The 12338-nt window shown below is 45.2% G+C and carries 7 protein-coding genes and 1 pseudogene; 3 read left to right on the plus strand and 5 right to left on the minus strand.

All coding sequences use genetic code 11. The features are described 5' to 3' along the window. The 3 genes and pseudogenes from SFV55_RS23030 to SFV55_RS23040 form a co-directional block, all read left to right on the plus strand. A pseudogene (locus SFV55_RS23030) lies at positions 1-562 on the plus strand (ATP-binding protein); the annotation flags it as partial. A gap of 20 nt (positions 563-582) precedes the next feature. Next, on the plus strand, positions 583-2187 hold the full coding sequence (locus SFV55_RS23035; protein ID WP_320031915.1) for a hypothetical protein: 1605 nt from the start codon (positions 583-585) through the stop codon (positions 2185-2187). 38 nt (positions 2188-2225) lie between these two features. After that, positions 2226-3095, plus strand: coding sequence for a hypothetical protein (locus SFV55_RS23040; RefSeq protein WP_320031916.1), 870 nt, complete (start codon positions 2226-2228; stop codon positions 3093-3095). A gap of 157 nt (positions 3096-3252) precedes the next feature. Here SFV55_RS23040 and SFV55_RS23045 read toward each other — a convergent pair whose 3' ends face one another. The 5 genes from SFV55_RS23045 to SFV55_RS23065 all read right to left on the minus strand — a co-directional run bounded on the left by SFV55_RS23045 (position 3253) and on the right by SFV55_RS23065 (position 12199). Continuing rightward, the gene (locus SFV55_RS23045; RefSeq protein WP_320031917.1) at positions 3253-5922 is read right to left on the minus strand and encodes a TonB-dependent receptor domain-containing protein; all 2670 of its coding nucleotides are present in this window, start codon (positions 5920-5922) and stop codon (positions 3253-3255) included. A 57-nt stretch (positions 5923-5979) separates the two neighbouring features. After that, a complete protein-coding gene (locus tag SFV55_RS23050) occupies positions 5980-8439 on the minus strand; it encodes a TonB-dependent receptor domain-containing protein (protein ID WP_320031918.1) in 2460 nt (819 codons plus the stop codon). 357 nt (positions 8440-8796) lie between these two features. Continuing rightward, on the minus strand, positions 8797-9633 hold the full coding sequence (locus SFV55_RS23055) for a glucosaminidase domain-containing protein (protein WP_320031919.1): 837 nt from the start codon (positions 9631-9633) through the stop codon (positions 8797-8799). Positions 9634-9789: 156 nt separating this feature from the next. Beyond that, a complete protein-coding gene (locus SFV55_RS23060; RefSeq protein ID WP_320031920.1) occupies positions 9790-11442 on the minus strand; it encodes a tetratricopeptide repeat protein in 1653 nt (550 codons plus the stop codon). Positions 11443-11560: 118 nt separating this feature from the next. After that, entirely contained in the window at positions 11561-12199 is a 639-nt protein-coding gene (locus SFV55_RS23065) for an RNA-binding protein (protein WP_320031921.1), read from the minus strand. Positions 12200-12338: the final 139 nt, after the last annotated feature.

Genomic DNA, 12338 nt, shown 5'->3' on the forward strand with positions numbered 1-12338 from the left:
CAATTCTGGCTTCATCATGGCTTTTTATGCTTTTGGCAAAAAGAAAAAAGAGTTGCGGTATCGCTTAACGGATGAGTATTCCCTTTTTTATCTCCAGTTTATTGAAGACAAACGGGGTGAAGGAGCTGGAACCTGGGAACGATTGGCCCAAACCCAAGCCTGGAAAAGTTGGAGTGGCTATGCCTATGAAAGTATTTGCCTAAAACACATTCCTGCCATCAAAAAAGCACTAGGCATCAGCGGAATTTATACCGAAGCTTCGGCATTTTATTTAAAAAAGAGTGATTTTGGTCGAGGAATTCAACTCGATCTCCTGATTGATCGCAACGATCAGGCCATTAATCTTTTCGAAATCAAATTTTATCAGTCCCCTTTCGTTTTAAACAAAGAACTGTCGGAAGAAATTCTCCTGAAGAAGGCCATTTTTAAGTCGGCTACGGGGAGTACCAAACAGTTGTTTTTTACTTTATTGACTACCTTCCCACTGGTGCCCGATGAGCATAGCTTGGGTATTGTGGATAATGTTTTGGATATGCATTGTTTGTTCGAACCTATATTATGACTTCCACCGTCAAAATTGCCATGAAAAAACCACCCTACGAACCCATCTTCTTCACGATCCTCCTGGTCCTGGCCCTACTCCCCATTTGGTCAGTCACTTTTTTTGTCACGGGCGACGGGCCATGCCATTTGTACAATTCCAAAATCCTGCTCGATTGGTACCGGGGTGATGCGCTGGATTTTTACAAACCCTTTTATTTTCTTAACCCCAATCTGGACCCCAACTGGTTGAGCAATTTGATACAAGTGCCGCTATTGATGATTTTCCCTGCTCCGGTTGCCGAAAAAGTATTTTTCAGTTTGTACATTTTGCTTTTTGCGGGTGGTTTTCGCTTTTTGTGTCGGCAGATCAATCCCGAGGCCGTTTTTTTGAGCGCCCTGGGGGTTTTGTTTGCCTGGAGTCATATTGTGATGATGGGCTTTTTAAATAACTCCCTGAGCCTGGCGCTATGGTTTTGGGTGCTGGGGTATTGGTGGAAATGGCGGCGTTCGACGAATTATTTATCGATATTGGCCCTGGCGTTGTGGTTTTTTGCACTCTATCTGGCCCACCCGATTGGGCTGTTTTTTACTGGTCTAAACATTGTAGCGTTGGCTTTGGGGCAGTTTTTCTACGAATCCAAACAGCACACGATCCTTGAAGCATGGAAAAACCTGCTCCAACAGGGTAGCAAAACCTTGGTGGTGGCCTTGCCGGGTTTGATTTTGTTTGCCCATTTTATCCTCAAACGTGATTGGTTGTCGGAGGCCAGCCCAGCTACCAGCAATGTGTGGGGCAACCTCCTGCGGATGACCGCACTGATTAACCTGAGTCGACAGGAAGCGCCACTGGTGATGCCCATCAGTATTTTCTGCTTGTTGTTGTTCGGCTACGCGCTATGGCTGCGTTGGAAGGAACGGCGTTGGTTGGAGGCGGATGGTTTGTTGATTTTTGTGGTTCTGGCTTTTGGCGTAATAATGAATCCTCCTTCGAGTCTGTCGGGTGGATTGGAAGTGCCCTTGCGGATGGTGATGATTCCTTTTCTCGCTTTGCTCCTCTGTATGGCAACGGTTTCCTTTCCGCAATGGGTAAAACAATTCAGTATGGGGTTTGCAGTCTTGATAATGGCTGCATTATTGTGGGTACGACTCCCCATTCACCGAACAGCATCGGATTATGCAGAAGAGGTGTACTCCTTAAGGTATCAGATTCCCGAACGGTCGCGCATTTTGGTGTTGAACTACGATTGGGATGGGCATACGCCGGAGGGCAATAAAATCGCTGACAAAATTTGGCTTTTCACCCACGTTGACTGTTACCTCGGCGCACAGAGTAGCCTGATTATTTCAGACAATTACGAGGCCAATTTTTGGTATTTCCCCACCGTTGCCCATTGGGAAACCAACATGTACACCCAGACGGATAAAGATGGCATTAATTTTGACCATCGCCCACCGCGTGCAGATATACTCAGCTTCAAGCGACGTACGCAGGGGCAGGAGATTGATTATGTATTGTTGTTGAGCCCCAGGCCAGAATATGCCCAACATCCGTATACTTTGGAAATTATGGAACAGTTAAATCAGGCTTACACCAAAGTTTCTACTACCGAATTGGGGCGAGCGATCTTGTATAAGAAGAGATAAATGGAACCATAGAATATTTCATCAAAACTATATTCCTTATGAAAACACTGTTTGTGCTTATTTTTAGTTTGTTTGTGGGCTTCATTCAAGGCCAAAATTACATTCCCTATTACACCCTGGTCAATGAGGGCAATAAACTCTTGTACCACAAAAAATACCCGGAAGCAGCCGATCAATATGAAAAGGCGATGAAGCTGGTCAAGTATGTACATTGTGAAACTTACACAGCAGCGGCTATTGCCCAATCGCATTTAAACCAATACAAAAAAGCGACTGCATACCTTGAAAAATCGATTATGCAAGGAGGCTGGACCTACGTCCAGATTAAAGGAGCTAGATTTCAGGATGAATTTGCAGCGACCCCTGCTTATCAACAATTGACATCCGAAGATGCTTCGCTGGTTAAGGTTCAAATAAATGCCATTTACGCTCATCAGTTGGATAGCCTGTACCACATTGATCAGGATATGCTAAGAAAAGATGGAAAGCATCAGGAATCAGCAATGTATTCAGATAGTTTGAATTTTGCTGCTTTGCTCAAATTAATTGACAAATATGGTTTTCCATCGGAGCAAATTGTTGGCCTCGCCGCAGCGCACCAGGCTGAAATCATTATCCATCACAACGCACGCCTTCCTAAAAACGAAGCGTATTGGACTTTATGGCAAGATGCAGTAAAAAAAGGGGAGCTCAAACCTGAAGTATACGCGTGGATGTATGATCAGTACTTGGCGTGGTTCAAAAAGGAGACTCCTTATTTTTATCATTGCATCGCCCCCATTGATAAGTTAAGCAAGGCGGAATTGGAACTTGTAGATCAGCACAGAAAAGAGTGGGGTGTCCCAGCTTTAGCTGCTTTTGCTATTGAAACGAATGGTGGCGGGATGAGTTTCACGAAACTGTATTGAAATGACGAATTTTTCGAATAACGAATGACGAATAGGATGGATGCGCCTGAGGTTTCAGAAAGCTTGAGATTGGAGTTCCATTTGTTTTTACCAACCTACAAAACTTGAAGGCGACGTGCCCAATTCGTCATTCGTCATTCGAAAAATTCGTCATTCGTCAAAATCCATTACTCTCCCCTCCGTCCTTCAAGTCATCATTCTTGATCTTGGAGTTGCGGGTTTTAGGTGGCTTGTTGAAGTCCAGTTTGCCAAATCGGTAGCTGAAGGACAAGCCATAGGAGCGTTGCGCAAAGGAGTAGGAGCTGGTTTGGCGGAAAGTAGCACTCTCTAATCGAGTTGGGAAAGTAACATCCCGCTTGAATGGCTGTACCGCTACGATCCCGATGCTGCCTTTTTTCTTCCAAATCTCTTTGCGTATGCCAAAAGTACTCCGCGTGTAAGCAGAACGCACACCCTGGATGCCTACCCGTGGAGAGAGGTAAAATCCGTTGGCTTCAAAACGTAGCGTTTTGGACATGGTCCAGTTGAAGTTGAGGTTGCCATTCCAAACCACACCTGAGTTGCTGACGCGCTCGCCACCCAAGAGGCCTTCACCTGTGTAGTGCGAAACGGTTGCTCCACCGCGCAGTTGAATTTTTTTGATGGTCACCGAGGAAAAGACGTTAAAGCCAATCGTGGTGCTTTTCCCAATGTTCTGATAGGTCGTGATGCTGATGCCATCGTCGATTTGGCCGAGGAAGGGTTTGATGCTGTTGATCAAAGCGGACTGTTCAGCCGGAATGTTGTCGGCATCGTTGATGACGATGGTAAAGGGTTCGATGATGGCATTGGTGAAACGGGTGAAAATACCTGCATTGATGACCGTACCACCTTTCAGGAAGGTATTGTAGTTCAGTTCCAGTTGGTCGGTTTGTTCTGGGAACAGCAGTGGGGTACCCACTGTGATGTCACGTGGGTCGGTCAACTCGATGTAAGGATTGACAAAGCGTAAACTTGGACGTTGAATGCGGTTGGCGTATGCCAGCTTGATCGAAGAACCTGGTTTTTTTAGGTTGTGACTCAAGATTACACTGGGCAAAAAGTTGTCGTAATCTGAACTAAAGGGGACCCTTTCGGCATTCCGGTATTTGCCAGCAATGTCCGTGTGCTCGTAACGGGTACCTGCGATAAGCCCCCATTTTTCGCCCAACTTAACGTTGAAGGAAGCGTAGGCGGCCAATACATTTTGATCGTACAAAAACAGGTCGGAGCGCTGCGGATCCTTCAGGTATTGCTGGCTGCTCTGATCCAATTTGCTGTAGGAAAAGTCGCTGTCAATGTCGCGCATAACCCCTTTCAGGCCCGTTTCCAATTTCACTTTCTTGCTAAATGGATGGGTGTAATCCAATTGCAAAGTAGATTCCAAGTTGATGCCCCGGTTGTCGTTTTTTTCATCGCGCAACAAACTTGGGTCGTTACCTGATTGATTCAGGCTGTTCTTGGTGAAACTGTTTTGGCCCGTCAATTGAAAGGAAAAAACCAGTTCCTGTTCCGGTGTTTTAAAGGTACGCCGGTAATCTGAGTTCCAGTCAAAACCTCCACGTAGGGAATTCGCTTCAGATACCCGGGTGTATTCCTGCCGGAACCCCGTGGATGGATCGAGGAAAAGGGCCTCAGTGGTATTGTCCTGAACCTGTCCAAAACCATTAAAGGTCAAAGCAGAATTGATGCTGTTGTAGGCATTGAATTCGTAATTCATCCCCAAGGTGCCCCGTGGACCGTAATAACTGCTGTTGCCGTTGGTTTGCTGATCCAGGGTGTGTGTTCCAGTGCTGAGGAAATCCTCCCGTAAAAAGGTAGAGGAGGAAGGTCGGGGCGGCGTATAAAAACTGCCTCCAGTAAAATTCAAGCCAAACCGGCCCCTTTGGTAATTCAAAGAAAGATTGGCGTTGTTGGAGCGAGTTCCCCCCGAAGCGGAGATGGTTCCGGTGAAACCTTCTGCCGATTTTTTCTTGGTAATGATGTTGATGATACCAGCGCTGCCTTCACCATCGTATTTGGCGGAGGGGTTGGTGATCACTTCAACACTTTTGATTTGATCAGCTGGAATGGATTTTAAAGCATCACCAACATTACCACTCGAAAACAGGGCCGAAGGTTTGCCATTGATCAGAATTTGTACGTTGCTTGAGCCCCGCAGGGACAGGTTACCATCACCGTCCACAGCCAATAAGGGAACACGTTGCAGGACTTCAGATGCATCACCAATGCTGGTCGTAATGTCTTTGTCGGCGTTGTAAACAAACTTATCAATTTTGTTTTCCATCACCGCTTGTTGACCCACTACTTCAACAGTGGCAAGATTGACACTTTCGGCAGCCAGGGCAAAATTTCCTGTATTGTAGTCTGGCTTTTGTGGGGTCAAGGTGATGCCTTTGATGCTTTTGTTGCGGTAACCGATAAAGGAGATACCCAGGTCGTATTTACCCAATACCACCTCCGGGAATTTGAATGCACCTTTCTCATCCGTAACCACACCGTCAATTTGTTTTTGGGTTTGGGCATTGATGAGCACTACAGTGGCAAACTCCACGGGTTGGCGGGAACTTGAGTCGATCAGAATGCCAGAGATACGTCCGGTAATCCCGGCACTTTGACTTTGCCATCCAGCACCAGGGCCAGCTCCTCCTGGCATTTGACCTTGAGGTGGCCCAGCATTGGGTTTTGCTCCAGACCAGGTTTGATTGGGCTTTTTGGTCGTGTCCTGCGCGGATTTAGCAGCAGGTTGTTGGGCGTACAATAATTGCCCCCCAATGATCAACAGTAGGGTAAAAATAGACTTTTTCATGCTTCGATCCGTGTAAACACGGTTTAGTAGATAATTGGTTATATTGGAATTATTGCATTAAAATTCACCATTGCCATCCCGCTGATCGTCGCCTCGGTCTCCTTCTCTGCGCTCTTTGAAATCCAATTTGCCAAAGCGGTAACTAAAACTGATTCCATAAGAACGTTGGGCAATTGCGTTTTGGCTGAATTGCTCGAAATTGGCCCCGCTCAACCGATTGGGGAATTTCAGATATTTCGCAAAGGGTTGAACAGCTACGATTCCAATCGAGGCTTTCTTTTTCCAAATGTCTTTGCGCACTGCAAAAGAACTCCGGGCATATGCCGAGCGTGAACCTTGTAAACTCACCCTTGGAGCCGAATAAAAGCCATTTATCTCCGCGCGGAAGGTTTTGGAAAAAGTGTAACTCAGGTTCATGTTCCCGTTCCAATAGGCACCTGAATTGGTCAGGCGTATTCCATTAACAACACCTTCGCCACTATAATAAATGACCGTTGCATTTCCTCTTAGTTGTAGCTTGTCCTTTAACGTAACTGAGGCAAAAAGGTTGCCACCAAAAGTGGAGCTTTTGCCAATGTTCTGGTAGGTAGTCAAACTCACCCCATCATCAATGATACTCAAGATGGGTTCAATGATGTCACGAGTAGCCCGAAAAAAGGTGCCAAAATTCATACTGAATCCTTTTCCCGATTGATTAAAAGTCAATTCGTATTGATTGGTTACTTCAGGCAAAAGCAAGGGATTACCAACTGTGATATCGCGAGGGTCACTTACGGCAATGTAAGGATTAACGAAGTCTTCATCCGGACGCTGTATCCGTTGTCCGTAGCTAAATTTGATTCCGCTGAGTTCGCTGAATTTGTAGTTCAGGGTGGCACTGGGTAGTAAGTTACCATAACTGGAAGAAAATGGTTGGCGCTCAGTGTTGTCATAGTCTCCGCTGATTCCTGTGCCTTCATAACGGGCCCCTGCCAAAAGTCCCCACTTTTCAGTAAGTTCTATGTTAAAAGAAGCATAACCTGCAAAAACATCCTGCAAGTAATCAAATTGATCCGAGCGCAATTCATCCAAGATGAAGGTTTGGGAATTTGCATCAAAATTGCGGTAATCAAAGTCACTTTTAATGATTCCAAAGACTCCTTTTACACCGGTTTCAAATTTCACTTTTTCGCCGAAAGGATGGGTATAGTCCAATTGCAGCAGGGTTTCGCCATTGCGGGAGCGATTGCCATTGCTTTCATTGCGATAAAGGGTGGAATCATTTCCGGATTGTTGCACCAAATTACCCACCCGATCCTTATCGTTTTCCAATTGAACGGCAAAGGCCAATTCCTTTCCGGGTTTTAAAAAAGTACGGCGGTAGTCAAAGCTCCAATCCAGACCATTGCTCCTATTGTCCCCAAAAGATTCCCGGGTATATTCCTGACGAAGATTTACTGCTGGATCAATAAATAAAGCATCTGTAAAATTGGTACTTTCCCGGCCTCTACCACCAAAATTGACATTAGAAGAAACGCGATTGTAAGCATTGATGTCGTAACTCAGTTCGAGGTTGCCACGGCCACCAAAGCTGGTACCATCACCTCCACCATTTTGAGTAAGGGTGCGCACTCCTGTGTCCAGAAAATCAAGCCGTTCAAATTCACTGATAGAGGGTCGGCTGGGGTTGCTCCGAAAACCTCCGCTGAAACTGAGGCCAAAACGACCTTTAGCATAATTCAAGCCCAGATTTCCGTTGTTAAATCGTGTTCCGGTGGAGGCAGAAACATTCCCCGTAAAGCCCTGAGGTGCTTTTTTCCGGGTGATGATGTTGATAATGCCTGCGCTGCCCTCACCATCATAACGCGCCGAAGGGCTGGTAATGACCTCAATACTTTTGATTTGCTCCGCTGGAATGGATTTAAGGGCCTCAGCAACGCCACCTGAAAAAATCGCTGAAGGCCGTCCGTTGATTAGAATTTGAATGTTGCTGGAGCCTCTCAAGCTTACCCCACCATTCACATCCACAGAAAGCATAGGAACTCTGGACAAAACATCAGCTGCATCTCCTCCCGAAGTGGATACATCCTTTTCAGCATTATAAACCAACTTATCTATTTTGTTTTCAACTATGGAAGCTTGACCAACAATTTCAACTCCTTCCAGGACATAACTATCAGGAATCAAGTTGATGCTGGTCAGGTTAAAGTCTGGTTTCTCAGGGCTTAGAGTAATACTTGCAGTTTTATTTTTGTACCCAATAAAAGAAAACACCAATTGGTATTTCCCCATGGCTATTTCGCTGAATTTGAATTCTCCTTTTTCATTTGTTGTCAAACCATCAATCTGGTTTTTTGATGATGTTTCAAGTAACATTACCGTGGCAAACTCAACCGGTTGGCGACTGACTGAATCAATTACCAATCCTGAAATCTTGCCTTTGATGGAAGATTTACCCTCTGGTTTGTTACCTGAATTTTGGGCGAATAAAAAACAAGTGGAAAAGCTTGCAAATAGAAAAAGGATAGAATACTTCATGGTTGTGATTTGATAGACTTAGGGACAAAATTACGCTTACATTTTCCCTAGTACACCCTTTTAATGGCAGATGGAGTAGAAGTGTTGGATAAAAAAGGAAAAAAATGCCCGATGGCAGGAGTGAGTCGACGAAAGGAGTTGAAGCAAAAAATAATGAATGGTTAAAACGAGGATTTCGAACCATTTCTCAGGCAAAAAAGGGCCGTCCTCAAATGGAACGGCCCATCATTCATGAGAAAACCACTTAGATATAAGGAAAGCAAGATAGGAAAGACAAATTGTGAAGCTGTTCATTTTCAACCAAACAGCTATTTAGGGGTTTGAATAATTCAATCGGCACCATGCAATTTCATCAAGTTATTGCTCTGCTCCCATGGTGTCCAACTTATCCAGTTGGTAGTGTTCGATGATTTGAACCAGGTGTTGAGCATAATCATCCATTGGGTTGTAACCCATTTTTTCCAAGGCTTTAGCCCAACGTTTGAAATTGGTTCCATACTTGAACAATTCAGGATGTTCATTCCGTAGGTAAAGGCTATGTGCCCTCCAACTTTCCCAGGCAGTTGCAACTGGGGTATTGCGCAAAGGAATACCAAAATGGTTGTTGCTTACAACTGCATCGTTAAGAGTACCAGCTTGGCTCTCTAACAAAGCTTGAGCCATTTTGATGCTGGCAGGCACGCCAAATTGTTGCATTTCCATAACAGCGACCCGGCGAAAGCGTTTGATGTAGGCATCAATTTGAGCTTCCTGCGGGTTGGATGTTCGGGCTGTTTCCGTGCCGCCTGGCTTTGTGGGCAAAGCAATGGATTGAGCCATGCCAAATTGGGCTACACCAGCTTGATCAGCATTTTGACTAGATTGCCCAATCAACCAGGATGGCAATTTGAGGTTTAATGTAAACCTTAGATCTTCTTTAAAAACCAAAAACATAGCAACTGCCAAAATGCCCAGTTTAAAATAAGGCACCCTTGGTTTTTCAAACAAATTATGCTTAATGGAGTGTACCAGGTATTTTCCAGCTACGTAAAGTTTCCCAATCCCCATCCAGGTTTGCCGAACCAGGTCGATCAGGTTAGGATAATTTTCATCGGGATGATTATGCGTTGCAATTCCAGCAGAGGGACGTCCATTACGGTGCGGCCCGTTTTCATTGGAGTAGTTGGTATGGTATTTTGGTTGTGATGCGCCCATGATGGTAATTTTTTAACGGGTAAAACATTCAACAATTCAAGAGTAGGAACTGTCCCTCTGTCCTTGTTGGCAACACAACAAAGATAAAATTAAAAGTTTTAAAAAACAAATAATTTTAAACTTTTCTAAACAAAATTATTTCCGATTGGGTAAGCCTCAATTTTTGAGTGGTTTATAATTGGCTATTTTTTGAAACCTGGCGTCATTTTTAAACCGGGTGTAAGGTTCCTGGTCCACCATATCGGGAGTGTACTCAAAACCCTTTTCTATTGCTTTGCGCACATTCTGGTAAAATTTCTCTTTTTGCCCAAGAAAGGCATATGACTCCGCCAGTGAAGTGTAGGGATAGGCGATATTGGTGTCCACAGCAATAGAGTATTTGGCGTAATAAACTGCTGAATCGTATTGGTTTTGGCTGTAGTGTGCCATCGCCATGTAGTTGTACATGTTTTGCAACCTGAACTTTGATTCCTGGCTACCCTGGGCATTTCCTGCTACCAGGTTGCAGATTTTTCTGGCAATTTTCAAACATTGGGGATAATCCCTCTTCCTAAATTCTACCTGAACGACCTGGTTTAAGGCATCGATATTATTTGGATCGTATTCCAAAGCTTTGTAAATCATTTTGATTGCACTGTCTACTCTATTTTCATAGTACAAACTAGCCGATTGAAAAAGAAAACCAACTGCAGTTTCCGGTGCTTGTGCACGCCCTTGCCGATACAAGGCCAATGCTCCGGCAGTATCGCGTCTGATCTGGACTTTAAAGTCGGCATAATTTCCATAGAGGTAGATATCCTGGGGGAATTCCTTGAGCCCCTGCTGGTATGCTCGTTCGGCTTTATCGTATCTTTTGAGTCGCAGATTACTTTGTGCAATGCCACTCAGTGCCGATGAGCGGGTAGTATTTTTTTCGGAAACGGCCAGGAGCTTTTCAAAATTGATTAAGGCTTGCTGATATTTAGCTTGTTGAAAATACATCCAGGCAAGATTGATCAATGCTGGTTCAAGATCAGGTTTTAATTCCAGGGCTTTTTCAAATTTCTCAATCCCGCCTACCAGGTTTTGTTGCCTGACCAAAATACTGCCCCAGGCAAGGTAAGCCCAGCAAGCTTCTTTAGGGCGTTCTTTCAAGATTCCTCGGGCACATTCCATGGCATCTTCAAATCGCCCCTGATGGTAGTAATATACAGCCAGGATATAGGGATCCGACCATCTTAAAACCTTTTCAGCAGCTTCTTTGAGCAATTTGTCCACCCGTTTATCGATGGCCAGAGAATCTTCAAAATTGTGAACTTCTATTTTATTGGCATCACTAAAGCGAAGGGTAAGCGTCATGTTTTGGCCCAGCGTGGTTAATTCACCACTGACGGTACGGTCCTTTTTGCCCAATAATTGTTTGGCGTAATACAAGATGGTTTGAGTAGAAAACCCTACACCCATCACACTTAGGTCCATTTCTGGTTTTAGCGCCGCGTCAAATTTAACCGAATCATTTTTTATGCTTCCAGCATCCGATTTGATTGCTGCCACTTCGTCCATTATTTCTTGGGCGAGCACCAATCCGTTGAAGCCAGATTCCTCTAAGTGCTTAGGTACGTGAAAGGTTTGAATGGAGTAGGCATCCTTGCCCATTTCTATGCTGATGTTGCGGATTAACACCACAACAAGGATCAGACCCAACAATTTCGCAAATATGATTACCCAATCAAAAAATCGATGAAAAGACATTCGGATTTTTCGTTCCTGGATACTGCTGAGGTTTCGAGAGAACCACTTCCAAAATTTGTCGAAATAGGGAAATTTCATACCAAAACGGTTTTCTTTCAGGGTTTATAGGAACAGGATTGTACTAAAATAAAACAAGGGCACCTCTTTTTACAGAGATGCCCGCATTTTTTATCCTTACACGAGTAGTGTTGATCGATTAATAGCGATCGTCTTCGTCTTTGTAACGGTCGTTGGAACCATAGTCATCGCGCTTGTTGTCACGGTAACCACCGCCACCGTAACCGCCGCCATAGCCACCGCCGCTGCCGCCTTTGTCACGGTAACCGCCACCGTCGCGACCACCACCGTAGCCACCGTCACGACCACCGCCGTAACCGCCACCACGGTTGCCACCGCCGCCGTAGCCACCGCCACCGCGATTGCCACCGCCGCCGCCGCCATAACCACCGCCGCCGCCGTAGCCACCGCCACCGCGATTGCCACCACCGCCGCCGTAGCCACCGCCACCGCGATTGCCGCCGCCGCCGCCGTAACCACCGCCACCGCGATTGCCGCCGCCGCCGCCAAAGCCGCCTCTACCGCCGCCACCACCTTCACGTGGTTCAGCTTTCTTAACTACTATCGTGTTTCCGTCAAAGTCAGTTTCATTCAATGCATCAATAGCGGCTTGCGCCTCATCGTCGTTGGGCATTTCAACGAAGCCAAAGCCTCTGGATTTGCCGGTGTCGTGGTCCATGATAACTTTTGCGGAATCGACTTCCCCAAAAGCTTCGAATGCTTCTCTCAGGTCTTCACTAGATGTCCCGAAATTGAGTTTTGCAACAAAAATGTTCATTTGAAAAAAATAAAGGAATGAAATAATTATGGATGAAAAACAAAAACAACTGATTTTGATGATGTAAAGCCACTAAGTGAAGCAATGGAAGTGAAGTCAAAAAAACACACTCAATCAAATCAGCTAAACTTAAAGGCGA

Origin of the sequence: Haliscomenobacter sp., assembly GCF_033763495.1 — a bacterium.
GTDB lineage: Bacteria > Bacteroidota > Bacteroidia > Chitinophagales > Saprospiraceae > Haliscomenobacter.